This window comes from Comamonas sp. MYb21 (assembly GCF_037479395.1).
GTDB lineage: Bacteria > Pseudomonadota > Gammaproteobacteria > Burkholderiales > Burkholderiaceae_C > Comamonas.
The window spans coordinates 182,247-207,327 of record NZ_JBBGZC010000004.1 but is presented as its reverse complement, the minus strand read 5'-3'; the positions used below and the strand labels follow the sequence as shown (position 1 = coordinate 207,327).

At 64.6% G+C, this 25,081-nt stretch carries 20 protein-coding genes; 10 read left to right on the top strand and 10 right to left on the bottom strand.

Annotated elements, in window-relative coordinates; all coding sequences use genetic code 11:
• Positions 1-139: 139 nt before the first annotated feature.
• A complete protein-coding gene (locus WH367_RS07635; protein ID WP_021028401.1) occupies positions 140-1,321 on the bottom strand; it encodes an MFS transporter in 1,182 nt (393 codons plus the stop codon).
• 75 nt (positions 1,322-1,396) lie between these two features.
• Between WH367_RS07635 and WH367_RS07630 the strand changes: the two genes are divergently transcribed.
• On the top strand, positions 1,397-2,299 hold the full coding sequence (locus WH367_RS07630; protein ID WP_339535243.1) for a LysR family transcriptional regulator: 903 nt from the start codon (positions 1,397-1,399) through the stop codon (positions 2,297-2,299).
• A gap of 57 nt (positions 2,300-2,356) precedes the next feature.
• Here WH367_RS07630 and WH367_RS07625 read toward each other — a convergent pair whose 3' ends face one another.
• Both WH367_RS07625 and WH367_RS07620 read right to left on the bottom strand, forming a co-directional pair.
• Complete coding sequence (locus tag WH367_RS07625) at positions 2,357-4,312, bottom strand: AI-2E family transporter (protein ID WP_339535241.1); 1,956 nt, start codon at positions 4,310-4,312, stop codon at positions 2,357-2,359.
• Between the two features lie 163 nt (positions 4,313-4,475).
• Complete coding sequence (locus tag WH367_RS07620; protein ID WP_339535239.1) at positions 4,476-6,866, bottom strand: Tex family protein; 2,391 nt, start codon at positions 6,864-6,866, stop codon at positions 4,476-4,478.
• 216 nt (positions 6,867-7,082) lie between these two features.
• Here WH367_RS07620 and WH367_RS07615 point away from each other — a divergent pair, with 216 nt between their 5' ends.
• Together WH367_RS07615 and WH367_RS07610 are read left to right on the top strand one after the other, a co-directional pair.
• Positions 7,083-8,249: a DUF72 domain-containing protein gene (locus tag WH367_RS07615; protein ID WP_339535237.1), complete on the top strand. Its 1,167-nt coding sequence runs from the start codon at positions 7,083-7,085 to the stop codon at positions 8,247-8,249.
• A gap of 160 nt (positions 8,250-8,409) precedes the next feature.
• On the top strand, positions 8,410-8,892 hold the full coding sequence (locus WH367_RS07610) for a hypothetical protein (protein WP_339518092.1): 483 nt from the start codon (positions 8,410-8,412) through the stop codon (positions 8,890-8,892).
• 53 nt (positions 8,893-8,945) lie between these two features.
• Here the strand turns inward: WH367_RS07610 and WH367_RS07605 are convergent, their stop codons facing one another.
• Positions 8,946-9,956 (bottom strand): bile acid:sodium symporter family protein, encoded by a 1,011-nt coding sequence (locus WH367_RS07605; protein ID WP_021028407.1) that lies wholly within the window; start codon positions 9,954-9,956, stop codon positions 8,946-8,948.
• A gap of 88 nt (positions 9,957-10,044) precedes the next feature.
• Between WH367_RS07605 and WH367_RS07600 the strand changes: the two genes are divergently transcribed.
• The 4 genes from WH367_RS07600 to WH367_RS07585 all read left to right on the top strand — a co-directional run bounded on the left by WH367_RS07600 (position 10,045) and on the right by WH367_RS07585 (position 13,188).
• Positions 10,045-10,965 (top strand): LysR family transcriptional regulator, encoded by a 921-nt coding sequence (locus WH367_RS07600; RefSeq protein ID WP_021028408.1) that lies wholly within the window; start codon positions 10,045-10,047, stop codon positions 10,963-10,965.
• A 394-nt stretch (positions 10,966-11,359) separates the two neighbouring features.
• Positions 11,360-11,896, top strand: a complete 537-nt coding sequence (locus tag WH367_RS07595) for a superoxide dismutase family protein (RefSeq protein ID WP_021028409.1) — start codon at positions 11,360-11,362, stop codon at positions 11,894-11,896.
• Between the two features lie 75 nt (positions 11,897-11,971).
• A complete protein-coding gene (pdxH, locus tag WH367_RS07590; protein ID WP_339535235.1) occupies positions 11,972-12,643 on the top strand; it encodes a pyridoxamine 5'-phosphate oxidase in 672 nt (223 codons plus the stop codon).
• A gap of 35 nt (positions 12,644-12,678) precedes the next feature.
• The gene (locus tag WH367_RS07585) at positions 12,679-13,188 is read left to right on the top strand and encodes a GNAT family N-acetyltransferase (protein ID WP_339535233.1); all 510 of its coding nucleotides are present in this window, start codon (positions 12,679-12,681) and stop codon (positions 13,186-13,188) included.
• Here the strand turns inward: WH367_RS07585 and WH367_RS07580 are convergent.
• The 6 genes from WH367_RS07580 to WH367_RS07555 all read right to left on the bottom strand — a co-directional run bounded on the left by WH367_RS07580 (position 13,185) and on the right by WH367_RS07555 (position 21,986).
• A complete protein-coding gene (locus WH367_RS07580) occupies positions 13,185-14,135 on the bottom strand; it encodes an AEC family transporter (protein ID WP_445228086.1) in 951 nt (316 codons plus the stop codon). The two genes, WH367_RS07585 and WH367_RS07580, sit on opposite strands and share 4 nt — an antisense overlap.
• A 149-nt stretch (positions 14,136-14,284) precedes the next feature.
• A complete protein-coding gene (locus tag WH367_RS07575; protein ID WP_339535229.1) occupies positions 14,285-14,755 on the bottom strand; it encodes a GNAT family N-acetyltransferase in 471 nt (156 codons plus the stop codon).
• Between the two features lie 30 nt (positions 14,756-14,785).
• Entirely contained in the window at positions 14,786-15,922 is a 1,137-nt protein-coding gene (locus WH367_RS07570; RefSeq protein WP_339535227.1) for an NAD(P)/FAD-dependent oxidoreductase, read from the bottom strand.
• An 87-nt stretch (positions 15,923-16,009) separates the two neighbouring features.
• The gene (locus WH367_RS07565; protein WP_339535419.1) at positions 16,010-17,527 is read right to left on the bottom strand and encodes an efflux transporter outer membrane subunit; all 1,518 of its coding nucleotides are present in this window, start codon (positions 17,525-17,527) and stop codon (positions 16,010-16,012) included.
• A gap of 20 nt (positions 17,528-17,547) precedes the next feature.
• Positions 17,548-20,718 (bottom strand): efflux RND transporter permease subunit, encoded by a 3,171-nt coding sequence (locus tag WH367_RS07560; RefSeq protein ID WP_339535225.1) that lies wholly within the window; start codon positions 20,716-20,718, stop codon positions 17,548-17,550.
• 26 nt (positions 20,719-20,744) lie between these two features.
• On the bottom strand, positions 20,745-21,986 hold the full coding sequence (locus WH367_RS07555) for an efflux RND transporter periplasmic adaptor subunit (RefSeq protein ID WP_339535224.1): 1,242 nt from the start codon (positions 21,984-21,986) through the stop codon (positions 20,745-20,747).
• A gap of 293 nt (positions 21,987-22,279) precedes the next feature.
• Here WH367_RS07555 and WH367_RS07550 point away from each other — a divergent pair, with 293 nt between their 5' ends.
• The 3 genes from WH367_RS07550 (at position 22,280) to WH367_RS07540 (ending at position 25,053) form a co-directional block, all read left to right on the top strand.
• Entirely contained in the window at positions 22,280-22,684 is a 405-nt protein-coding gene (locus WH367_RS07550; RefSeq protein ID WP_339535222.1) for a sirohydrochlorin chelatase, read from the top strand.
• A 170-nt stretch (positions 22,685-22,854) separates the two neighbouring features.
• Positions 22,855-23,796, top strand: a complete 942-nt coding sequence (locus tag WH367_RS07545) for a CysB family HTH-type transcriptional regulator (protein ID WP_021028419.1) — start codon at positions 22,855-22,857, stop codon at positions 23,794-23,796.
• A 93-nt stretch (positions 23,797-23,889) separates the two neighbouring features.
• On the top strand, positions 23,890-25,053 hold the full coding sequence (locus WH367_RS07540; RefSeq protein ID WP_339535220.1) for a pyridoxal phosphate-dependent aminotransferase: 1,164 nt from the start codon (positions 23,890-23,892) through the stop codon (positions 25,051-25,053).
• The last annotated feature ends 28 nt before the right edge of the window (positions 25,054-25,081 follow it).

The window sequence follows — 25,081 nt, the reverse complement described above, 5'->3', positions numbered from 1 at the left end:
CAACAATATTCTTTTGAAGAAATATCAACTATCAAGCCCTCTCCTGCTCCTTGCGCGGCTTCACCAGGCCTAGAAAGCAAAAAAGCTCCTCGCGCAGCCTGTGGTCTGCACGAGGAGCCGTAGGCCCACATAGCAATGTTTAGATATGGCCCGCCGCCGCTGCAGCACCAGTCTGCCCACGGCGCATGCGGCCCTGGATCAACACCAGGCCCAGCCCGCCGGCAGCCAGCGCCGCGCCTGCCCAGGCCACCGCTGCATAGCCCAGACCTTGGCCGATCACAGCGCCACCCAAGGCGGCGCCCACGGCATTGCCCAAATTGAAGGCGCCGACATTGACGGACGAGGCCAGGCCCGGCGCCTCGGCGGCTGCCTGCATCACCCGCATCTGCACCGGAGGAACCATGCCAAAAGCGGCTGCACCCCACACCACCAGGCCAATGCCTGCGCCCAGATGGCTGCCGAGCGCCCAGGGCAGCACCAGCATGATGAGGGCCAGGGCGAGCAGAATCAGGCGCGTGGCGCCATCGAGCGACCAGTCGGCCAGGCGCCCGCCCAGGCTGTTGCCGATGGTGAAACCCACACCAATCAGCACCAGCGCAAAGGCGATGAAGCCGGGGCTGGCATGGGTGATCTCGGTCAGCACCGGGGCCACATAGGTGTAGAGCGTGAACATCGAGCCGGCACCCAGCACCGTGGTGCCCATGGCCAGCAGCACCTCGGGGCGGGTCAGCACCTTGAGCTCGCGGCGCACATCAGGGCGTGTGCCGGCCTCGCCCTTGGGCAGCACCATCCACAGTGCGGCAATGGTGATCAGGCCCAGCGCAGCGGTGCCGGCAAAGGCCAGCCGCCAGCCCACTTGCTGGCCGATCCAGGTGGCAGCGGGCACACCGCCAATATTGGCCACCGTCAGGCCCATGAACATGGCCGCAATGGCGCTGGCCTGCTTGTCCTTGGGCACCACGCTGGCCGCCACTACGGCACCAATGCCAAAGAAAGCACCATGGTTGAGGCTGGTCACCAGGCGCGACAGCAGCAAGGTCGTGTAGCCGGGGGCCAATGCCGAGAGCAGATTGCCCACGGTGAAAATCAGCATCAGGGTGACCAGCGCAGCGCGCCGGCCAAAGCGGCTGAACAGCAAGGTCATCACCGGCGCGCCCAGCATCACGCCCACGGCATAGGCCGACACCAGCATGCCCGCAGTCGGGATACTGACATCAACGCCCTGGGCGATGACGGGCAAAAGCCCCATCGGGGCAAACTCGGTCGTGCCAATGGCGAACGCACCAATGGCCAAGGCGAACAAAACAGCGGAAGACTTCATAGCCTCTAGTGTGCCCTGCTAATATTTGCAGATTAAGTACGATCGCCACCAAAATCTTTTGACGCCAGGGCAACAATGAAGACCACGCTCGATGAATTGCAGGCCTTTGTGGCCGTGGTCGATACCGGCTCGATCACCGCAGCGTCTGAGTTGCTGGACCAAACGGTGTCCGCCACCAGCCGCACCCTGGGCCGGTTGGAAGAAAAGCTGCAAACCACCCTGCTGCGCCGCACGACACGCCGCCTGGAGCTGACCGAAGAAGGCAGCGCCTTCTTGCAGCGGGCACGCGCGATTCTGGTGTCGGTGGATGAGGCCGAAGAGCTGATGGCCGCCCGGCGTGTACGGCCCGCCGGGCGCCTGCGCGTGGATGCCGCCACGCCCTTTATGCTGCATGTGCTGGTGCCCCTGGTCGACAGCTTTCGCGCCAAGTACCCGGAGGTGGAGCTGGAGCTGCACTCGCACGAAGGGATTGTGGACCTGATCGAAAAGCGCAGCGATGTGGCCTTTCGCATTGGGGCGCTCAAGGATTCGAGCATGCATGCGCGGCCCGTCGGCATCAGCCGCATCCGGGTGCTGGCCAGCCCCGGCTACCTGGCGCGCCATGGCACCCCGAGCAGCCCCCAGCAGTTGGCCCAGCATGTATTGCTGGGCTTCACCCAGCCCGATTCGCTCAATGAATGGCCGCTGCGTGATGCCAGCGGCGAGCTGCTGCGCATCCAGCCCGCTATCGCATCTTCGAGCGGCGAGACGCTGCGCCATATGGCCCTGGCGGGTTTTGGCATCGTCTGCCTGTCCGACTTCATGACCCGGGCGGACCGCGACAGCGGCCAGCTGGTCCCCTTGTTCGGCGACCAGCTGCTCGATGTGCGCCAGTCCATCCATGCGGTGTACTACCGCAACACGGCGCTGGCCTCGCGCATCACCTGCTTTGTCGACCATGTGATTGGCGCGCTGGGCACGCAGCCCTTTAGCGACTGAGCTGCGCGACCCCAGTTTTGCAGCGCTGCCCTGCTCTGCCTGGCTGGGGCGCGCCCATCAGTGAGCCTCCTCATTCGATGGGCCTTGGCCCACCCACAGCGCCGTCAGCCCGCTGATCTGGTAGACGGCGTTATCGGCCTGCATGCTGTCCAGCGTTGCAGGCCGCAAAGGGCCGCGGCCCGGGGCACCCAACAGCATCACGGTGATGTGCAACTGCGGGCAGCGCAAGCGTAGGCTCTCGCACATCTGGCTGAGCTTGCCCAGCGGATTGGAGTGAAAGCTGCAGATGCACAGGTGGCGCACCCCGTCATAGAGGGACAGATCGCCCTGGCGCAGAACCGTCTCGATCGACACTGCGCGCGTGCTGCTGTCCACGCCGTGCAGACGCAGCGCATGGGCGGCCATCGTGGCGGCATGCCGGTCAATATCCCACTGCATGCCTACGCAGACCACGGTCTGTGCCGGTGGCTGGCCCTCGGTTACCGGCGCAAGCGCGGTGGGCCGGTAGTGGCGCTGCAGGCCACTGAGCAGCATGGCCACGGCCTCAGAGAGGCGCTGGCGTTGCGGCGGGCTGGCGGCATGGCGGTACTGCTGCGCGGCAATCAGCAGCGCCGGCACGGCCACCTGGTCATAGAACTGGGTGACGGCCAAGGCCTGTTCATGCTGGCTGGGCTTGGGGGACAGCGCCTGGTCGATGTTTTCCGAAGCCACATCAATGGCCTGGTCCACATCGCCGCGCCACAGGCGCTGCAGCAGCTTCTCAGGCGGGTCAAACACGGCCTGGCTACCCAGCAAGATCTCCAAAAAGCCCATCCCCGGGATATAGCGGCCCAGCACCAGCAGGCAGACCGTCAGCGGCGTCGACAAGATCAGGCCGACAGGCCCCCACAGCGCGGTCCAGAAGGTCGCTGCCAAAATGATGGACAAGGTCGACAGGCCCGTGCTGGCCCCATACAGCCAGGGCTCGATGATGTTGTTGCTGAGCAGCTCCAACAGCAGAATCAAGGCCAAGGTCCACAGCAGCAGGCTCCAGCCCGGGTCGACCGCAAAGGCCAGGGTGAGCGGGAACACCGCCGACGCCATCGGGCCGATATAGGGCACAAAGCGCAGCACCGCAGCCAAAATGCCCCAGAGAATCGCGCCAGGCACGCCAATCCACCAAAGCCCCAAAGCCATCGGCACACCATAGCTCAGGTTCACAAAAAGCTGCATGCGCAGATACTGGCCAATGCGGGTGGCGGCATCGTCGAGCGCGTCCGACGCCATATGGGTGTTGGGGCCCATCAGGCGCAGCAGCCGGTCCTGCAGGCCGCTGCGGTCCAGCAGGATCAAGACGACAAACAGGAACACGATGCCGGTGGTGGCCAGCGGCTCGGCCACCTTGCTCAGCAGCTCCAGCGCCTTTTGGATGGGCTTGACGGCAGGCTCCTGCACCTCCACCTTCTGCACCCGGCGCGTTCGCGCATCGCCCTGCCCGATCTCCGTCTCCACGGTGTTGAGGACCTTGACGGCGCCATCCCAGACGCCAGGGCCATTGAAATAGGGTTTGACATGGCGCAGCTTCTGGCGAATGGTGTTTTGGTAGGTGGGCAGCTCGGCGCTGAGGCTAGTGACCTGGCCGCCCACATAGATGGCGCCTGCCCCCAGCGCGCCCAAGGCCAGCACCATCACCAGCGCCACCGACAGCACGCGGGGCATGCCCCAGCGCTTGAGCCGGCTGACCGCCGGATCCAGCAAGAAACCCAGCAAGGCCGCCAAGGCCACCGGTAGCAGCACATCCCGGCCCACATACAGGCCCAGAATCACCACCGCCGCGATGACCATGCCCACCATCAGCCGCAGGCCGGGCACGATTGCCAACAGCGGCGCCAGGGTGTCCTGGGTGGACAGCCCGGCGCGGCGGCGCCCCGCAGCGCGCCTGCCGCTGCGTTCTGTCTCGCCCAGCGGGCGCTTGGGCCCAGGAACAGGCTGGGCTACAGGCTCATCGTCGGGCGCGGGGTGGTCGGGTGGCATGGGGGCAAGGGCTCAGAGGGGATGGACTACGCAGCTGCTATTACATCCAATTTCCGGGCGGGCGGATGTCATCTTTGGCCGATTTTTGGAGCGCTAGCCGCGCTCAATAAAAAACCGCAAGGCCGAATGGCACTTGCGGTCCGCGCAGGCCATCAGCCCGGGCTTATTTTTTGAGGCCCTGCAGCTTGGCAAAGGCCGAGGCCATTGCGTTTTGCTGCGCAGGTTGGTTGGCGCGCGCGGGCTGGGTGTAGCCGCCCCGGCCGCCACCGCCCTGGCCCCGGCCAGCCGCTTCAAAGCGGTTGTCACGCGGGCCGTCGCGGCGCGGGGGCGCGGCGTCCAGCTTCATCGTCAGGCTGATGCGCTTGCGCTCCACATCCACTTCCAGCACCTTGACCTTGACGATCTGGCCGGTCTTTACGGCTTCGCGGGCATCTTCGATGAACTTGTAGCTCATCTGGCTGACATGGACCAGACCATCCTGGTGCACGCCCAGGTCGACAAAGGCGCCAAACTGGGCGACGTTGCTCACGGTGCCTTCCAAGGTCATGCCTTCGCGCAGGTCCTTGATGTCTTCCACGCCTTCGTTGAAGCGGGCCACGACAAAGTCGGGGCGCGGGTCACGGCCGGGCTTTTCCAGCTCGCCCAGAATGTCGGAGATCGTGAGCGCGCCAAACTTTTCGCTGACAAAGCGCTCGGCCTTGAGGCTCTTGAGCACCTCGCCCCGGCCCATCAGCTGGTCCACCGGCTTGCCGGTCGTCGCAATGATCTGCTCGACCACCGCATAGGTTTCCGGGTGCACGCCGGTCATGTCCAGCGGGTTGTCACCACCCCGGATGCGCAAGAAGCCTGCTGCCTGCTCAAAGGTCTTGGCGCCCAGGCCCGCCACATCCATCAGCTGCTTGCGGTTCCTGAACGAGCCATTGGCATCGCGCCAACGCACCACCGACTTGGCCACCGTGCCCGACAGGCCGGAGACACGGCTGAGCAGTGGCGCAGAGGCCGTATTCAGGTCCACGCCCACCGAGTTCACGCAGTCTTCCACCACGGCGTCGAGCTGGCGGGCCAGCTCGCTTTGGTTCACATCATGCTGGTACTGGCCCACGCCAATGCTCTTGGGGTCGATCTTGACCAGCTCGGCCAGCGGATCCTGCAGGCGGCGGGCAATCGATGCCGCTCCGCGCAGGCTGACATCGACATCGGGCATCTCAAGCGCCGCAAATTCGCTGGCCGAGTAGACCGAGGCACCCGCCTCGCTCACCACCACCTTCTCGATCTTCTTGTCTGCTTTTTCAGCAATGCGGATCAGGTCGGCGGCCAGCTTGTCGGTCTCGCGGCTGGCGGTACCGTTGCCGATTGCGATCAGGTTGATCTGGTGCTTTTCCACCAGGCGTGCCAGCACGGCCAGCGAGCCCTCCCAGTCGCGGCGCGGCTCATGGGGGTAGACGGTGGTGGTGTCCACCAGCTTGCCGGTATGGTCCACCACGGCCACTTTCACGCCAGTGCGGATGCCCGGGTCCAGTCCCAGCACGGCGCGCTGGCCGGCAGGCGCTGCCAGCAGCAGGTCGCGCAGGTTGTCGCCAAACACCTTGATCGCCACTTTTTCGGCGTCTTCGCGCAGGCGGGAGAACAGGTCGCGCTCGGTGGACAGACTGAGCTTAACGCGCCAGGTCCAGGCCACGCACTTGCGGATCAGGTCATCGCTGGCGCGCTTGGCATGGCTCCAGCCCAGGTGCAGCGCAATCTTGCCCTCGGCGAGGCTCGGCTGGCCCGGCTCGGGCGCCACGCCAGGCTGCAGCTCGGGCTGCACCAGCTTGGCTTCCAGCACTTCGAGCGCGCGGCCGCGGAACACGGCCAGCGCACGGTGCGATGGCACGCGGCCAATCGGCTCGTCATAGTCAAAGTAATCGCGGAACTTGGCGACCTCGGGGTCGTTTTCGTTTTTGGCGTCCACCTTCTTGGAGCGCAGCAGGCCTTCGGCCCAGAGCCATTCACGCAGCTTTTGCACCAGCGCCGGGTCTTCGGCCCAGCGCTCGGAGAGGATGTCGCGCACGCCATCGAGCACGGCCAGCGGGGTGGAAAAATCCGGACCGGGCTTGCCATCGTCGAGCACCGTGGCGGGCTTGCAAAAGGCCTGGGCCTCTTGCTGCGGATCGAGGCTCGGGTCGGCAAACAGCTTGTCGGCCAGCGGCTCAATGCCAAACTCCTTGGCGATCTGGCCCTTGGTGCGGCGCTTTTGCTTGAAGGGCAGGTAAATGTCTTCGAGCTCCTGCTTGGTCGGCGCGCGGGCAATGGCCAGGCGCAGCGCATCGGTCAGCTTGCCCTGCTCGTCGATGGCCTTGAGCACTGTCTCGCGCCGGTCCTGCAGCTCCCGCAGATACGTCAGGCGCTCTGCCAAATCCCGCAGCTGGGTGTCATCGAGACCACCGGTGGCTTCCTTGCGGTAGCGGGCAATAAAAGGCACCGTCGCCCCGCTGTCCAGCAGTTCCACGGCCGACGTCACCTGCGATTCGGCAACCTTCAGCTCAGCTGCAATCTGCGCAATGATTTTTTGCATGCTCTACGCTCGCTCCAATGCTTCTCTGGCAAAAGAGCCAGTGTGCCATAGCTGCTGGCAGCCACTGGGGATTTGAACAGTTGCCGGATTTGAAAAATGTAATTTTTATAGCGATCGGTAGTGCCTCTACACGGGGGATGCGTGTCGCAGGCGGCCTTCGGCGCCAATCGTCAAACAATGCGAATCGCAGCGCGAGCGATGGCATACTGGGCCGCGATGTCCCCAGAGCCCGATTCGAATTTGGATTTGTTTGGCGCCGAGCCCGCGCCGGCTGCTGCTGCGCCCAGCCCGGCTGCACCGCCCGCTGACGCGCCAGACAGCGAAGCCTCCCCTCCTCCACCCGCCACTCCACCCGCTCCTGCCGCCAAAGCGCGCAGCCGTGCGCAGGCCGTAGGCGCGGCCTACCCCTTGCTGGGTGAGGACCTGGCTCCCGCCATGCCTGCGCTGCTGCGCATGGGCGGCTCTTCCTGGTCCTACCCCGGCTGGCAGGGCCTGGTCTGGGACAAGGCCTACAGCGAGCGCATTCTTGCGCAACGCGGCCTGAACGCCTATGCCGAGCACCCGTTGCTGCGCACCGTCAGCATTGACCGCAGCTTTTACCGCCCGCTGGCAGCGTCCGAGTACGCGGTCTATGCCGCCCAGGTGCCAGAAGATTTTCGCTTTGTCGTCAAGGCGCCGGCGCTCGTCTGCGATGCCCAGGTGCGCAGTGAAGAAGGCCGCGGCAAAGAGCCCAACCCGGCCTTTTTGAATGTGGAGCTGGCCCTCAGCAGCTATGTACGGCCCGCCTGCGAAGGGCTGCTGGACAAGCTGGGCGTGCTGCTGTTCCAGCTCAGCCCCCTGCCGCTGGGCCGGCTGCTGAACCTGCAGCCCACCCTGGCAGCGCTTGCGCAACTGGCGCTGGCCGTGCAGACCGAGCTGGCCGGATTGCCCGCAGAGCGCCGGCCGATTGTGGCTTTTGAAGTGCGCGATGCCGATTGGCTGCGCCCCGACATCGCCCCGCAACTGGCCCAGATTCTGCGCCAGGCCGGTGCCACCTACTGCCTGGGCCTGCATGCGAAGATGCCGCGCATGCCCGAGCAACTGCCACTGCTGCGTGCCCTGTGGCCCGGCCCGCTGGTCTGCCGCTGGAATGTGAACCCCGTCTTTGGCCCCTATGGCTATGCCGATGCCGAAAAGCAATTGGCGCCGTTTGACCGCATCCAGCAGCCCGACCCCGCGACGCTGGCCCTGCTGGCCAGCACCTTGGCTGGCGTCTGCGGCAAGGGGCAGCCCGCCTATGTCACCGTCAGCAACGAGGCCGAGGGCTGCGGCCCGCTCAGCATTGTGCGGCTGGCAGAGGCGATTGCCGCACTGAAAAAATCTGAAAACCCCAGCCCGGCCTGATTGCAATCGCTTGCGATGTTTTGCGCAAATTTGCCGCTGCCGCCCCGTTATCTGCGCCGAAGCAGTCTGGTGCAGGCCTATGATGGTTGCCCTGCGGGTGCGCAGCGCAGTGCCATTCCGGGCGACCGCCGCACCCACTCCCCCATTAGCGATGGAACCCATGCGTTACCGCACTTTGTGCCAATTTGCCAGCCTGGCAGCCGTTTGTGCCGGCCTGGCCTCTTCTCTCAGCGCCCAGGCGGCGGAGACCCGTGCCAACCGTTTCACCGTGAGCGACAGCGTCACCAGCGTGCAGCTGTGTGGCAACCGCAACCAGGGCAGCAACAAGGCGGAGCAGCCCTACCGCGTGGTGCAGGGCGAGCAAAACGGCCAGGCCTATTTGTTTGTGCAGTGGATGAACCAGCCCGAAGAAACGCCCCATTGGCGCGGGGTGGCCGCCCATACCCAGGGCTTTGCCGAGATCAATGACGACAACGCCGATCTGGGCTTGCAGGAGCTGCGCTGCAAGGCCCATGGCAAAGGCATTGTGATTACGGCCCAGGTCACCGGCGGCAAGCCCGCGGCCAAGCGCCGCACCATGCAGCTCGAAGTGGGCCCGGCACTGGAGAAATACAGCATCCGCTTCAGCCCGGCGCTCAAGTGATGCGGGCCGGGGCTTGATGCGCCCGGCCCGTTTTTGATGCCTGTCGCTGCGGCTTACTTGCCCGCAGCCGCTGTGCCAAGGGCCTTGTCGCCCTCGAGCTGCTGCGCGCGCTTGGCGTACTTGGCGGCCAACACCCCGCAGACCATCAGCTGCATCTGGTGGAACAGCATCAGCGGCAGCACCATCATGCCCACCGTGCTGCTGGCAAACAGCACCTTGGCCATGGGCACGCCACTGACCAGACTCTTCTTGCTGCCGCAGAACACGGCGGTGATTTCGTCCTCCTTGCTAAAGCCCAGGCGGCGCGAGAGGAAGGTGGTGAGGAACAGCGCCAGTGCCAGGATGATGGCGCTGATCACCAAGAGTCCGACCAAGGTGCTGAGCGACACCTGGCGCCAGATGCCCTGCACCACGGCGGCACTGAAGGCGGTGTAGACCACCAGCAAGATAGAGCCTTGGTCCACCACCTTGGTGAGCTTGCCGTGCTTTTTGATAAACGGGCCCACCCAGCGCTGCAGCAGATGGCCGACCGCAAAGGGCAGCATCAGCTGCAGCAGGATCTTGACCACCGCATCGACAAAGGAGCCGCTGGCACCATGGGCGGTGACGAACACGCTCACCAGCAGCGGCGTGATGAACACCCCCAGCAAGGTCGAGGCCGATGCGCTGCAAATGGCCGCCGGGATATTGCCCCGCGCCATCGACACAAAGGCGATCGAGGACTGCACGGTGGACGGCAGCACGCACAGGAACATCACGCCCACATATAGCTCGGGCGAGACCAGGGGTGTGAGCAGCGGCTTGAGCGCCCAGCCCAGGAACGGAAACACGACAAAGGTGCTGCCCACGATAAAGAGGTGCAGCCGCCAGTGCATGATGCCCGCGAGAATCGCCTGGCGCGAGAGCTTGGCGCCATGCAGAAAGAACAGCAAGGCCACGGCCGCGGTCGTCAAGGTCTCAAAGGCACTCGCCACCTGGCCGGTGGCAGGTAAAAAACTGGCCAGCAGCACAGTGGCCACCAGCATCAGGGTGAAGTTGTCGGGACGGAATTTCATGAGCGCCATTGGACGCCGTTCTCAAGCGAAAGTAAAATTAATTTATAAGATTGATTAATGATTTAAAGTCATATATCTCCCAATCATCCGTCCAGCCATGCATGTCAGCCTCCGCCAGCTCCAGGTGTTCCTCTGCGTTGCCCAGTGCCGCAGCTTCAGCCAGACCGGCCAGACCCTGGGCCTGACCCAGTCGGCCGTGAGCCGCGCGATGGTCGAGCTGGAGGGCCAGCTCCATGTGCGGCTGCTGGACCGCACCACGCGCGAAGTGCTGCTGACCGATGCCGGCCAGCTGCTGGCCCAAAAAGCCGCACCCTTGCTGCAAGAGCTGGCCGATACCTTGGCCGAAGTGGCCGATGTCGGTCATGCGGCGCGCGGCCAGGTGCGCATGGCCAGCAGCCCGACCTTGTCTGCCGCGCTGATGCCCGCCTGCATTGCCGCCTGCAACCGCGAGCTGCCTCAGGTCCAGCTGCAGCTGGTCGACCGCCTGCAGCAAGAGGTGCTGGCCCAGGTGCGCAGCGGTGATGTGCATTTTGGGCTGGTCGTGGAGCCGCCCGAGTTGGGTGACCTGGACTGCATCAATCTGCAGCTGGATCCCTTTGTCGCCGTGCTGCCGCCCGGCCATGCGCTGGTGCAGCAGGCGCAGGACGCCACCAGCCTGCGCTGGGACCAGCTGCGCGGCGAAGCGCTGGTGCTGCTCGACCATGCATCGGGCAGTCGACGGTTGATGGACGCTGCGCTGCTGGCCAGCGGTTGCGGCCCCGAGCACAGCCCCGTCGTGCAAGAGGTCGGCCATGTGACCACCGCCTTTCGCATGGTCGAGGCCGGCATTGGCATCAGCATCATGCCGGGCCTGGCCATTCCGGCCCATGGCTTGAGCAGCCTGCAGGTGCGCGATCTGCGGCCCCAGGTGCAAAGGGCCATCATGCTGGTGCGGCGCCGCCAGCGCAGCCTGCCCGCTGCTGCGCAAGCGGTCTGGGATTTGGTTGCCAAACGGCTGACCACGCTGCCTCCGCAGTAAGAACCTGTTCAAAGTCACTACGCAGCCGCGTTGGAGTGCAATCGGGATGAGTTCGAAGGGATGGAACGCAGCTTGCACCGGGGTGCAAGCAAGGGCCAGCGCGTAGAAATCGCCCGATTTCACTCCAACCCACAGGGACAGTGGCTTTGCGAGCGGTCTGCGTCGTTGCAAATCCTCGCAATAGCTGGGCTATTGCTGCGGTATTACGCGGCTGGGCGCCCCCCTCGCATCCCATCTCGCAAAGACACTGTCGCGGCGCGAGGAGACTTTGAACAGGTTCTAAGCATGCCGCCTCGATTGCTGGCAATCAGACTACAAAACAGGCCCCGCATGCATGCTAAAAACGGTGGCTTGTGACAACAACCCCTTATTCCAAGGCACCAGGAGAGTTCGCATGATTCAACGCATCCCATCTATCGCCAAACTCGCGGCCGCTGCTGCCGTGGCCGCCGTTTTGAGCGCCTGCGCCACCACCGACCGCGCCACCCCGATTGCCGAGGCGACGATCAACCCGACCGAAGGCAACAACATCAGCGGCTATTTCCGCGTCTACGAGGTCAACCGCGACACCGTGCGCGTGATGGCCCAGGTCAAGGGCCTGGCACCGGGCAGCGAGCATGGCTTCCATGTGCATGAGAACGGCAACTGCTCCTCGCCCGATGCGATGAGCGCTGGCGGCCACTACAACCCGAACGGCCACCAGCATGGTAAGGCCGGCCCACAAGCGCATGTCGGCGATCTGCCCAGCCTGATGGCCGATGCCGCGGGCACCGCCTTCCTGGTCTGGGAGACCAAGGACCTGTCGATTGGCACAGGCAAGCCCAGCGACATCAAGGGCCGCGCCGTGGTGGTGCACAAGGACAAGGACGACTACACCACCCAGCCTACCGGCAACTCAGGCGCGCGTCTGGGCTGCGGCGTGATCCAGTAAGCGCCTCCCGCGCTCCCCCGGCCTGTGGCGCCCAGCGGCCCACAGGCCTTTTTGTCGCTGCGCCGCGCCAAAGCGATGCACAATCGGGCCATGAGCGAACTCTCCCACTCCATTGCCGATTTGCGCAAAAGCTATGAACGCGCAGAGCTGAACGATGCGGCGTCTTGCGCCGCGCCCATCGACCAGTTTGACCGCTGGATGAACGAGGCCGTTGCCGCGCAGCTGCCCGAGCCCAATGCGATGACGGTGGCCACCGTGGGGGCCGATGCCCGGCCCAGCACCCGCATCGTGCTGATCAAGGGCTATGACGCGCGCGGCATCGTCTGGTACACCAATTACGACAGCCGCAAGGGCCGCGAGATTTCCGGCAACCCGTTTGCCGCGTTGATGTTCCACTGGGTGGAGCTCGAGCGCGTGGTGCGCATCGAGGGGCGCGTGGAGAAGGTCTCGGACGAGGAGAGCGATGCCTACTTCAACAGCCGCCCGCTCGACTCGCGCATTGGTGCCTGGGCCAGCCCGCAAAGCCAGGTGATCGACAGCCGCACCGTGCTGGTGACCAATGCCGCCAAGTATGGCGCGCAGTTCCTGCTCAAGCCCCCCCGCCCGCCGCACTGGGGTGGCTTTCGCCTGGTGCCCGACACCTGGGAGTTCTGGCAGGGCCGCAAGAGCCGGCTGCATGACCGCCTGCGCTACCGCCAGGCAGCGCCCAACAGCGCCGACTGGATCCGCGAACGCCTGGCGCCCTGATACTGATGGCTGCTGCTGCCTATGAGATCCGTTGGATGAACCCGTCCGATGCCAGTGCATTCCAGACCCTGCGCCTGGCGGGCCTGCGCGCATCGCCCAGCGCCTTTGGCTCCAGCTACGAAGAAGAAAAGCACCGAGCTTTGGCGCTGATTGAGGCGCGCCTGGCGCCCAGTGCTGACCAGGGCGTGCTGGGGGCCTTTGCCGGCGCCCATCTGGTGGGCATGCTGGGCATTCGCCGCCAAGATGGCCTCAAGACCCGGCACCGCATGGCCCTGTGGGGCGTGTATGTAGAGCCGGCCTTTCGCGGCCAGGGCATTGCGCAGGCCTTGTTGGCGCAAGCCGTTGCCTTTGCCCGCCAGGTGCCCGGTGCGGTGCAGATCCACCTGAGCGTCAACGCCGCCAATGCCAGCGCGATTCGCCTTTACGAACAGGCGGGCTTCCAAGCCTATGGCACCGAGCCAGCGGCCTTGCTGGTCGATGGCGCGCTGCACGATGAGCTGCTGATGCAGCACCGCTTGCATCCTGCCGCATGGCCTGTGGCCTAAGCCGTATGCAGCAGCTGGGCCAGGCCCAGCAAGATCAGCGGTATCGTCACCAGGGCCAGGCTGGTCGATACCGCGATGCTGGCCGTGACCTCCTCGCGCCCCACTTCATAGCGCTGCGTGAACAAAAACACATTGGCCCCCACCGGCAGCGATGCGGCCGTGGCCAGCACCACCAGCGGCAGGCCGCGCAGCCCCCACAGCCAGCCAATGGCCAGCAGCAGCACCGGGTGCAGCAGCAGTTTGACGGCTGCGATGCGGCTGGCAGGCAGCCAGTAGCGGCCCACTGCGCTGTAGAACAAGGTGATGCCCACGAGCATCAGCGCGATCGGGCCCAGCGCCTGGGCCAGCATCTGCAGCGAGGTATCGATCACCTCGGGCATCTCCAGCCCCGTCTGCGCAAACAGCAGACCGCAGAGGATGGGCAAGGGAATCGGGTGGATGATGCCGTTTTTCAGCGCCCGGCCCACGGTGATCGCCATTGCGCGGTAGCTGCGCGCGCCGCCTTGCGCCGCCTGCTGCTGGTGCATGACGGCCAGCTCGAACACGATGGTGGCCGAGGTCATCAGGATCAGCGCATGGACCGAGACGATGGTGAACAAGGTCACCAGGCCTTCTTGCCCAAACACCATGCCCACCAGCGGCACGCCGATCATGATGTTGTTGCTGAAACAGTTGGCCAGCGCCCGCGCCGCGCCCAAGGTGGTGAAGCCCTGCAGCAGCAAGGTGCTGACAAACAGCAGGCCCGCGGCGCTGAAATAGACCGCAATGGTCTGCAGGTTGAGCTCTTGCACACGCACCGTGCTCATCGTGCGAAACAGCAAGGCCGGCGTGAGAATCAGAAAAACGATATTGGACAGATCGCGCACCGATGCCGCCTTGACCCAGCCCATGCGCCCTGCGCCATACCCCAGTGCAATGAACAGCACCACGGGAATCAAAGACACCATCACCGCCATTGCTGCATCGCCCTTTGTTGATCACACCCGGCGGCGATTATCGCCGCTGCACCGCGCCGGCATCGTCGCCCAGGGGCGCCTTGCCCAAACCGCCGGGAATCCAGAGGACGCATGCAGGGTGCGGGCCGCTCAATGCCGCGCTACAGCACACGCGCCAGAAAAGCTGTGCCCGGCACCGGGTTGATGCTCACCGGCGGCGCATCGACAAAGCCCAGATCCCGGTACAGCGCTTGGGCCGCGACAAATTCCGGCAGCACATCGAGCGCCATGCGCTGGTAACCGGCGGCGCGGGCCTCCTGCAGCATCTGCTCGACCAGACGCCGGCCCAGCTTGAGGCCGCGCGCCGCTGGCCGCACATAGACGCGTTTGAGCTCACAGCATTGGCCATCGACATCGCGCAACGCCGCGCAGCCCACCACCGCATCGCCTTGCCAGGCCAGCAGCAAGCGCCCCTGAGGCGCTGCATATTTGCCGGGCAGTGCCGCCAGCTCGGGCTCATAGTTCTGGAAACCCAGGTCGGCCTGGGGGCTGGCAATGTACTCGCGAAAGATGGCCAGCACCGCCTGCAGATCTTCAGGAAAACGGGCGTGGCGAATGGCTAGATCAGGCATCGGTCGGGATTGGTATCAACAAGTCAGGTCTCAGTCCGGGTGCGACACACCCAGGCGTTCATGCAGGCGTTTGCTGGTGGTCGTGTACTCCAGCAGCAGTTTTTCGCCACGCAGATATTCTATGGCGGCCATCGCGGCCATCGTCGCTTCGTAAAAGCCGCTCAGAATCAGCTTGCGCTTGCCTGGGTAGCTGACGATATCCCCTGCGGCATAGATACCGACGGCGCTGGTCTGGAAGGTATCGGTAGCCACTTGCAGCTGCTTTTTCGCAAGCGCCAGGTTCCAGTCCAGCAAGGGCCCGAGCTTGGGCGAGAGGCCCTGGAACACCCAGAGCTGGTCACAGGCCAGGCGCTGGTCGGCGCCATCGGCATCGACATAGTCGATAGCCTGCAGATGTTCCCCCGCATCGATAGCCTGGGGCATGCCAATGACGACCTCCACCCTGCCACTGGCACGCAGCTGCGCCAGGCGCTGCAGCAGCGCATCAGGGGCGCTGAACTGGTCGCGCCGGTGCATCAGCACCAGCTGCGCGGCTTGCAAGCTGGCATGGTCTGCGGCGGCCAGCACGGCCTCGACAGCCGGCTCATCGCCACCATGGATCACAATGCGCGGCGCGGGGTGGCGCGCCAGTACCGGCTCCAGCCAGGCATCATCGAAAGCGGGATGGTAGAAGAGCTGGCTGCCCAACCAGGCCTCCAGCCCGGGCAGGCGCAGCTGCTTGGGCACAAAGGCCCCGACACCGGCGGTCACCACCACGGTACGGGCCAGCAGCCAGCGGGTCTGCAGCCCATCGATGGCCTGCAGCTGCACACGCCAACGGCCATCGCCATGGGGCAGCAGTTGCGCGACCTGGGTGTGGCCATGGAATACGGGATGGAAGGGCTGGATCTGTTGCTGCAGCTGCGCGGCCAGCTCGCGGCCGGTGCACAGCGCAATGCCGGGGATGTCGTAGATGGGCTTGTCGGCATAGAGCGCAATGCACTGCCCGCCCATCTGCGGCAGGCTGTCGCACAGCTGGGCCTGCACACCCTGCAAGCCCAGCTGGAAGGCGGCAAACATGCCCACGGGCCCGGCGCCGACAATCAGCGCATCCACCGCCTGCGCCTGGGATTCGTCAAACTCGGAAAAGGCAGTGCTGTCAGCAGGCGTGGGCAAGGTATCAGTCATGCCGCCATGGTAGTGCAGCGCGCATTGCCCTCGCAGCATTGCGCGTTTGCATTGGCGTTGGCGTTCAAGCTAGCGCCTGTGATCTCACTAGACCCGGTCGATACCCCCGCCCAGCGCCTTGTACAGGCTGATGCGGTTGACCTGCTCGGCCTGCATCAAGGTGATCTGGGTTTGCTGGGCCGCGTAGAGGCTGCGCTGCGCATCGAGCACGGTGAGAAAATCGTCGGCTCCAGCCTTGAAGCGCGCCTGCGACAGCTGCAGCACGCGGCTGGCCGCCTGCACCAAGGCCACTTGCGAGTTCAGGCGCCGCTGCATCGTGGCGCGATCGGCCAGCGCGTCGCTCACCTCGCGGAAAGCGACCTGGATGGCCTTGTCGTACTGGGCCAGCGCCGCGTCGCGGTTGGCCTGTGCGATATCAAGGTTGGCCTGGTTGCGGCCACCATCAAAAATCGGCAAACGGATCTGCGGCACAAAGCTCCAGGCGCGGTTGCCGCCATCGAACAGACCCGAGAGCGCATCACTGGCAGTGCCGGCATTGGCCGTCAGGCTGATGGTGGGGAAGAAGGCGGCACGCGCCGCGCCAATGCTGGCGTACTGGGCCTGCAGGCTGTGCTCGGCAGCGGCCACATCGGGCCGGGCCAGCAGCACCTGCGACGACAGGCCGGTCGGCACCACGGTCATCGCGGTGGCGACGCCAGGCGCCTTGACCTGCGGCGTTGCGCCATCAAGCAACTGGCCCGAGCCCGCGCTCTTGACCTCATTGCTGCTGAGCGATGCACTGGGCGCCGGCGGCAGCATATCGCCCGACACCGGTCCGCCCACCAGCAGCTGCAGCGCATTGCGGTCGCGCGCCACCTGCGACTCGTAGGCAGCGACATCGTTGCGGGCGGTCTCGACCGCCGTCTCGTTCTGGGCCAGCACCAGGCCATTGGTGGCGCCCAGCTGGTGCATGCGCTGCACCAGGCCATAGCCCTGCTCGCGCGTGGCCAGCGTATCGCGCGCCAATTGCAGGCGCTGCTGGTCGCTGGCCAGGGCCACCCAGGCATTGGCGATATCGGTGATCAGGCCCAGCTGCACGCTGCGGCGGTTTTCTTCCACCAGCAGGTACTGCTGCAAGGCCGCCTCGCTCAGGTTGCGCACCCGGCCCCAAAAATCGAGCTCATAGCTGGCCAGCCCCAGCTGCACGCTCACCTGGTTGGCAACGGACGACGGCGCCGTCGACGAGCGCAGATCATCTGCCGTGCGGGTGCGGCTGCCTTGGGCATTGGCGTTCAGGCTGGGTAGTTGGTCGGCGCGCTGCACGCCGTATTGCGCGCGCGCCTTTTCGATATTGGCGATGGCCACGCGCAGATCGCGGTTGTTCTGCAGACCCTGCTCGATCAACTGGCGCAGGCCTGCGCTCTCCACCCACTGCTGCCAGGGCAGCAGCTGCAGACTGTCGGCGGCAACGGGTTCAACGACAAAGTCGGCAGGCAAGGTCTGGGCCACGCCGTCGAGCGTGGCGGGCACTGCTGCTGGAGGGCGCTGGTATTGCGGCGCCAGGTTGCAGGCGGACAACAGGCCCGCTGCCAACAGCGACAGCGGCAAACGATAAGCACGGGTCATGGAGAAAGTATCAAAACGGCTCATGGCGCGGTCTCCTGCGCAGGGCTGGCCTGCGCGGGCGCCTCGTCATGGCGGCTGTGGGAGCGGAACCAGCTGCGGATGAGCAGAAAGAAGACCGGCACCAGGAAAATGCCGAGCACGGTCGAGGCCACCATACCGCCCAGCACCGCCGTGCCGATGGCATTGCGCCCGCCCGCTCCTGCGCCGGTGCCAATGGCCAGCGGAATCACACCAAAGCCAAAGGCTAGCGAGGTCATCAGGATGGGACGCAGGCGCAGGCGCACGGCTTCGACCGTCGCGTCGAACAGCTTCTTGCCCTGCTCCTGCAATTGCACCGCAAACTCCACAATCAAGATGGCATTCTTGGCCGCCAGGCCCACCGTGGTGAGCAAGCCCACCTGGAAGTAGACGTCGTTCGTGAGGCCCCGGGTGTAGGTGGCGGCCAGCGCACCAATCACGCCCAGCGGCACGGCCAGCATCACCGACAGCGGCACGGTCCAGCTCTCGTAGAGCGCGGCCAGGCACAGGAACACGAACAGGATCGAGATCGCATACAGCATGGGCGCCTGCGCACCGGACTGGCGCTCTTGCAGCGAGGCACCGGTCCACTCATAGCCCAGCCCGGATGGCAGCTTGGCCAGGATGGCTTCGACCTCCTGCATCGCTGCGCCCGAGCTGATGCCGGGTGCCGCGCGGCCTTCAAACTCATAGGCCGGGCTGCCGTTGTAGCGCAGCAGCTGGGGCGAGCCATAGGCCCAGTGGCTGTCCGAGAACGCGCCAAAGGGCACCATCTCGCCGTTCTTGTTGCGCACGGTCCATTTGGCGATGTCCTGGGGCAGCATGCGGTGCGGCGCGTCGCCCATGATGTAGACGCGCTTGACCCGGCCATTGTTCAAGAAGTCATTCACATAGGTACCGCCCATCGCGCTGGACAGCACGCTGTTGATGTCGGCATAGGACAGGCCCAGCGCTGCGGCCTTGCGGTCATCCACATCGACGCGCAGCTCGGCCGCATCGTCCAGATTGGTGGTGCGTACCGCAGTCAGATTCGGGTTGGCACGCATCGCCGCGAGCACCTGGTTGCTGGCGGCCAGCAGGCCATCGTGGCCGATGCTGTTCATGTCCTTGACCATGAAGTTAAAGCCCGAGCTGGCACCCAGGCCGCGCACGGCCGGCGGCAGAATCACCAAGACGCGTGCATCGCGGATGCGCGACAGGTCCTTGGTGGCCTTGTTGGCGATGGCTGCCGACGACTGCGATGGAAGCTTGCGCTCATCCCAGGGCTTGAGGCGGATAAAGCCACGCGCCGAGCTTTGGTCGCCGTTGAGGCCCGAGACCTGGTTGAAGCTGATGATGTCGGGTTGCTGGAGCAGGTACTCGCGCACCTCGTCGAGCACATCCTGCAGGCGCGCATCTGCCGCGCCCGATGGCAGGTTGACGTTCACATACAGAAAGCCCTGGTCCTCATCGGGCAGGAAGGACGTGGGCAGCTTGTGCATCAACAGCCACACACCCAGCAGCACCGCGATAAAGATCAGCATCATGCGCTTGGCGCGGCGCAGGCTGCGGGCGACGATGCCCTGGTAGCGGCTGGCAGTGCGGTCAAAATTGCGGTTGAACCAGCGGAAGAACCGATCGCTGATACCAAACAGGCCCTTGCGAATGGCCCGCTCATGGCCGCCGGCATGCTCGGGCGCCTTCAGGATGGTGGCGCACAGCGCGGGGGTCAAGGTCAGCGCGACAAACACCGACAGCGCCATGGCCGCGACGATGGTGATCGAGAACTGGCGGTAGATGACGCCGGTGGAGCCACCAAAAAAGGCCATGGGCACAAACACCGCCGACAAGGTTACGCCAATGCCGACCAGCGCCGGGGTGATTTCACGCATCGAGACCTTGGTTGCCTCCTTGGCGGACATGCCCGTCTCGTGCATCACCCGCTCGACGTTTTCCACCACCACAATGGCATCGTCCACCAACAAGCCGATGGCCAGCACCATCGCAAACATCGTCAAGGTATTGATGGAGTAACCGGCAATCGACAGCACGCCAAAGGTGCCCAGCAGCACCACCGGCACGGCAATGGCCGGAATCAAGGTCGCGCGCAGGTTCTGCAAAAACACGAACATGACGATCACCACCAGCACCATGGCCTCGCCCAGCGCGGCGACCACCTCGTGGATGGAGGCGCGCACAAAGGGGGTGGAGTCCGAGCTGACGAAGTAGTCAATCTGGTTGGGGAAATACGGCTTCATCTCGGCCAGCTTGGCCGCAACGGCATCGGACACCGCCATCGCATTGGCGCCGTCGGCCAAGATGATGCCCATGCCCGCGCCGCGCATGCCATTGAGCTTGGCCTGCACGTTCAGGTTCTCCGCGCCCAGCTCTACCCGGGCGACATCCTTGATGGTGACCACCGAGCCATCGGTCGCAGCCTTGAGCACGATGTCCTCGAACTGGTCGACGGTCTTGAGCTTGGTGCGCGCGGTGATCGTGGCATTGAGCTGCTGGTTGTTCACCGCCGGCAGCGCGCCCAGTTGGCCGGCCGAGACCTGGGCGTTTTGCGCATTGAGCGCATTGGCCAGGTCCGACGGCATCAGGCCGAATTTCTCCATCTTGGCCGGGTCCATCCAAATGCGCATGGCGTAGGACGTACCAAACACATTGATGTCGCCCACGCCCTCGAGGCGCCCGATCACATCGACCAGGCTGGCATTGATGTAGTCACCAATGTCGACCTCGGTCATCGTCGGGTCTTGCGAGTAGAAGCTGTAGGTGACCAGAAAATCCTGGCCGCCCTTGTTGATGAACACGCCCCGGCTCTTGACCGATTCGGGCAGGCGGTTGAGCGCCCCCTGGATCTTGTTTTGCACCTGCACCTGGGCCACGTCCACATTGGTGCCGGGCGCAAAGGTCAAGGTGATGCGGGCCTGGCCAGAGGCATTGCTGGTCGCGCTCATGTAGAGCATGTTGTCAATGCCCTTGAGCTGCTGCTCAATGATCTGGGTGACGGAGTTCTCCACCGTCTCGGCCGATGCGCCGGTGTACTGGGTGCCGATGGTGACGCGCGGTGGCGCAATCTCGGGGTATTGCTCCAACGGCAGCTTGGAGATGGACAGGGCCCCGCCCAGCATGATGATGATGGCGATCACCCACGCAAAAATGGGGCGCTGGATAAAAAACTGTGCCATGGATGCAGCCTCGGGTTCTGGGTGACTTACTGGGCTGCTGCCGGCGCTGCGGCCTGGCCGGGCACGCGTCCCGGGCTGCGCACACGCTCGGCCTGCGCCTTCAGGTCCACCTCGGCCACCCGCACCTTGTCACCGTCCTTCACACGCTGAAAGCCATCGACCACCACGCGCTCACCGGACTTGAGCCCACTGCCCACCAGCCACTGGCTGCCCACCGCACGGTCGAGCTGCAAGGTGCGCTTTTGCACCTTGTCCTCGGCGGTAACCACCAAGATGGTCGGTTTGCCGGTCAAATCGCGCACCACCGATTGCTGTGGCACCAGCAACGCATCGGGTGCGACGGCCGTGGGCAGCAAGGCCTGCACATACATATTGGGCATCAGCACGCCATCGGGGTTGGGCACCTGGGCGCGCAAGGTGACGGTGCCCGTGGTGGCGCTGACAATCACGCCAGAGAACTTGAGCTTGGCCTCATGGCTGTATTCAGTGCCGTCGTCGAGGCGGATGCGCACCGGAATCTGGTCACCTTCGAGGCGCTGAAAGCGCCCCGCCTTCAGGTCGCGCTGCAGCTGCAGCATCTCGGTGCTCGATTGGGTGAAGTCCACATACATCGGATCGAGCTGCACCACGGTGGTGAGCGCCGTCGCCTGGTTGGCGGTGACCAGCGCACCGGGCGTGACCGCCGAGGTGCTGACCTTGCCACTGATGGGTGAGCTGATGCGGGTGTACTGCAGATTGATGCGCGCATTGTCCAGCGCAGCCTGGGCGACGGCCACATCGGAGGCGGTCTGTGCGACCAGCGCCTGGCTGTCATCAAACACCTGGCGGCTGATGGCATCGATCTTGACCAGCTCGCTGTTGCGCGCGGCATTGCTGCGGGCGGTCTGCGCCGTGGCCTTGGCTTTGGCCAGTGCCGCCTCGGCGCTGTTGACCGCGGCCCGCGCGGGCCGGTCATCGAGCTGGTAGAGCGCCTGACCGGCCTTGACCGAGGCGCCTTCGGTAAACAGGCGCTTTTCGACAATGCCATTGGCCTGGGGGCGAATCTCGGCAATCATGAAGGCGTTGGTGCGGCCCGGCAGCTCGGCAGTCAGCTGCTGCGATGCGGATTGCACGGTGATGATGCCCACCTCCGGGGCCTGTGGCGCAGCAGCCGTGGGCGCGGGTTTGTCCGAGCAGGCGGCGAGCAGCCCCAGCGCCGCGACCACCGCTCCAACCCGGGCGAGCTGGCTGAACGTACAGGGAGGGGAAAGCTTTCCGACAGTTGCCAAAGATTGAAACGTTGCCAGAGACTGGCGCGAAAAATTGGAAACATCCGGCATCATCGGTTTTGGCTTCAGGTAGAGCAAACTACTATTTTTACAGCTAAATATGTAGGCAGTGTAAAGCGTTGCACAGGATGGGCTGCTTTTTCGCACCTAGGCGCGCAAGCTGTACATTTTGCTACACGCGGTATCAGCGCGGGCGCCGAATCGCGCCCATCTATGGGTAAGCGATAATGTTCAAAGGTTCCAAGCTTTACAGCCGCAAACACCTCTCCACCTTCGACCACCACCATCGCCCCATGCCATCGCCCTCCTCTGCCACTGGTCTCATTCTGCTGTCTCACGGCTCCAAAGACCCCGTCTGGCGCCGCAATGCCGAGCATTTGCTCGCCCAGGTACAGCATGCACGGCCTGACGCTGCCGTCGCTTGCGCCTACCTGGACTGGTGCGAGCCGCCGCTGGGCCCGGCCGTGGCCCAACTGCTGCAGTCGCACCCGCAGCTGACCCATATCACCATCTGGCCCCTGCTCTTTGGCGTGGGCAAGCATGCCAGCGAAGACATTCCTGCGCTGGTCGAGGAACTCGCCCCGCGCTATCCCCAGGTGCAGCTGCGCATCGCCCCGGCAATGGGCGAGGATGCAAGGGTGATCCAGCTCTTGGCAGACATGGCTGGCGGCTATCTGCAAGGCAAGCTGCAGGGCTAGGGGCCCGAGTCGCATCGCCGAACTATCTGAGCCTAGACGCCGCGCCTATGGCGATGCGCGGCAAGCGCGGCGTGCCAAAATTCCGCCCCGCCGCTTGGGTTTCTGTCTAAGGGCTGCTTTTTATATTCCAATCAAGCATAATGATGTAAATTCATATTCCGCATCATTGTATGAACCTGCATCAGTTCCGCTTTGTGCAAGAGGCCGCGCGCCGCAACCTCAACCTGACCGAGGCGGCCAAGGCATTGCACACCTCGCAACCCGGCGTCTCTAAGGCCATCATCGAGCTGGAAGAGGAGCTGGGCATCGACATCTTTGCGCGCCACGGCAAGCGCCTCAAACGCATCACCGAGCCCGGCCAGCAGGTGCTGCGCAGCATCGAGATCATCATGCGCGAGGTCGGCAACCTCAAGCGCATTGGCGACCAGTACAGCGCGCAGGACAGCGGCACGCTCTCCATCGCCACCACCCACACCCAGGCGCGCTATGTGCTGCCCACCCCGGTGGCACGCCTGCGCGAGCACTACCCCAAGGTGACGGTCAGCCTGCACCAGGCCACGCCCGCCGAAGTGGCCCGCATGGTGATCGATGAACAGGCCGACCTGGGCATGGCCACCGAATCGCTGGCCGACTACCCCGAGCTGGTGACCCTGCCCTGCTACGAATGGCAGCATGTGCTGGTCATGCCCCACCAGCACCCGCTGGCGCAAAAAGAACGCATCAATCTGGAGGACATCGCCGGCGAGCCCTTGATCACCTACCACCCGTCCTTCACCGGCCGGGGCAAGATCGATTCGGCGATGGCAGCCCGCCAGCTCACGCCCAAGATCGTGCTCGAAGCCATTGACTCCGACGTCATCAAGACCTATGTGCGCCTGGGTCTGGGCATTGGCATTGTGGCCGAGATGGCCATGCGCGACGACCCGATCAAGGACCTGGCCGTGCGGCCCATGGGCCATCTGTTTGGCGAGAGCGTGGCGCGCGTGGCCTTCAAGCGCGGCGCTTATATGCGCAATTTTGTCTACAAATTTGCCGAGCTGATCAGCGACCGTTTGAACCGTGATCTGATCGGCCGAGCGATGGTTGGCCACGTGGCTGACTACGAACTCTGATCCGCAACCCTTTCCACACCGCTTATTGATCGACGGATGCATAGACCACCGCCCCGCTTGCCGGCAGGGGTCTTGTGTCCCGCCCTGTCCACCATGTCCGCTTCTGCCCTGACCCCATCGTTCCCCAGCCGCCTGCCCAACGTGGGCACCACCATTTTCACCGTCATGTCGGCGCTCGCCACCGAGCACAAGGCCGTCAATCTGGGCCAGGGCTTCCCGGACTTTGGCTGTGATCTGGCCTTGATCGAGAGCGTCAGCCGCGCCATGCAGGCCGGCCACAACCAGTACCCGCCAATGACCGGTGTGCCAGCCTTGCGCGAGGTGGTGGCCCAGAAAATCGAGGCACTCTATGGCAAGCGCTACGATGCCAACAGCGAAATCACCGTCACTGCCGGCGCCACGCAAGCGATCCTGACCGTCATCCTCAGCTGCGTGAGCCCGGGTGACGAGGTCATCGTGCTGGACCCCTGCTACGACAGCTATGTGCCCAATATCGAGCTGGCCGGCGGCGTGCCGGTGCGCGTGCCGCTGACCCCCAAGACCTTCCGCCCTGATTTTGGCAAGATCGCAGCAGCCATCACCTCTAAGACGCGCCTGCTGCTGATCAACACCCCGCACAACCCCAGCGGCACCACCTGGACGGCGCAGGAGATGCAGCAGCTGCAAGACCTGCTGGCCCCGACCAACATCCTGCTGCTGGCCGATGAGGTTTACGAACACATGGTGTTCGACGGCGAGCGCCATGAAAGCGCATCACGCTACCCGGGCCTGGCCGCGCGCGCCTATGTGGTCAGCAGCTTTGGCAAGACCTTCCACGTCACTGGCTGGAAGGTGGCCACCGTGGCCGCACCGGCGCCCTTGACTGCTGAATTCCGCAAGGTGCACCAGTTCAATGTCTTCACGGTCAACACCCCCATGCAGGTGGGTTTGGCCGAGTATTTGAAGGACCCCGCGCCCTACCTGAACCTGCCGGCCTTCTACCAAAAGAAGCGCGACCTGTTCCGCGCCGGCCTCGAAGGCTCGCGCCTCAAGCTGCTGCCCAGCTCCGGCACCTATTTCCAGTGCGTGGATATCTCGGCCGTGACCGATGCCAGCGAGGCCGAGTTCTGCCAGCAACTGGTCAAGGACCTGGGCGTTGCAGCCATTCCGCTGTCTGCCTTTTATGGCAACGGCTTTGACCAGCAGGTGGTGCGCTTTTGCTATGCCAAAAAGGACGAGACCTTGCTGGCGGCGCTGGAGCGTCTGCGCAAGCTTTAACCGCCCTCTAATGCAGGGTTGATCTGGT

Bases quoted from the DNA above. Each gene is read 5' to 3' on its own strand.
- WH367_RS07610 (WP_339518092.1), top strand. From the start codon at position 8,410: ATGCGTTACCGCACTTTGTGCCAATTTGCCAGCCTGGCAGCCGTTTGT.
- WH367_RS07605 (WP_021028407.1), bottom strand. From the start codon at position 9,956: ATGGCGCTCATGAAATTCCGTCCCGACAACTTCACCCTGATGCTGGTG.
- WH367_RS07615 (WP_339535237.1), top strand. From the start codon at position 7,083: ATGTCCCCAGAGCCCGATTCGAATTTGGATTTGTTTGGCGCCGAGCCC.
- WH367_RS07570 (WP_339535227.1), bottom strand. From the start codon at position 15,922: ATGACTGATACCTTGCCCACGCCTGCTGACAGCACTGCCTTTTCCGAG.
- WH367_RS07595 (WP_021028409.1), top strand. From the start codon at position 11,360: ATGATTCAACGCATCCCATCTATCGCCAAACTCGCGGCCGCTGCTGCC.
- WH367_RS07550 (WP_339535222.1), top strand. From the start codon at position 22,280: ATGCCATCGCCCTCCTCTGCCACTGGTCTCATTCTGCTGTCTCACGGC.
- WH367_RS07625 (WP_339535241.1), bottom strand. From the start codon at position 4,312: ATGCCACCCGACCACCCCGCGCCCGACGATGAGCCTGTAGCCCAGCCT.
- WH367_RS07540 (WP_339535220.1), top strand. From the start codon at position 23,890: ATGTCCGCTTCTGCCCTGACCCCATCGTTCCCCAGCCGCCTGCCCAAC.
- WH367_RS07545 (WP_021028419.1), top strand. From the start codon at position 22,855: ATGAACCTGCATCAGTTCCGCTTTGTGCAAGAGGCCGCGCGCCGCAAC.
- WH367_RS07620 (WP_339535239.1), bottom strand. From the start codon at position 6,866: ATGCAAAAAATCATTGCGCAGATTGCAGCTGAGCTGAAGGTTGCCGAA.
- WH367_RS07585 (WP_339535233.1), top strand. From the start codon at position 12,679: ATGAACCCGTCCGATGCCAGTGCATTCCAGACCCTGCGCCTGGCGGGC.
- WH367_RS07635 (WP_021028401.1), bottom strand. From the start codon at position 1,321: ATGAAGTCTTCCGCTGTTTTGTTCGCCTTGGCCATTGGTGCGTTCGCC.
- WH367_RS07580 (WP_445228086.1), bottom strand. From the start codon at position 14,135: ATGGTGTCTTTGATTCCCGTGGTGCTGTTCATTGCACTGGGGTATGGC.
- WH367_RS07565 (WP_339535419.1), bottom strand. From the start codon at position 17,527: ATGACCCGTGCTTATCGTTTGCCGCTGTCGCTGTTGGCAGCGGGCCTG.
- WH367_RS07630 (WP_339535243.1), top strand. From the start codon at position 1,397: ATGAAGACCACGCTCGATGAATTGCAGGCCTTTGTGGCCGTGGTCGAT.
- WH367_RS07600 (WP_021028408.1), top strand. From the start codon at position 10,045: ATGCATGTCAGCCTCCGCCAGCTCCAGGTGTTCCTCTGCGTTGCCCAG.
- pdxH (WP_339535235.1), top strand. From the start codon at position 11,972: ATGCACAATCGGGCCATGAGCGAACTCTCCCACTCCATTGCCGATTTG.
- WH367_RS07575 (WP_339535229.1), bottom strand. From the start codon at position 14,755: ATGCCTGATCTAGCCATTCGCCACGCCCGTTTTCCTGAAGATCTGCAG.
- WH367_RS07560 (WP_339535225.1), bottom strand. From the start codon at position 20,718: ATGGCACAGTTTTTTATCCAGCGCCCCATTTTTGCGTGGGTGATCGCC.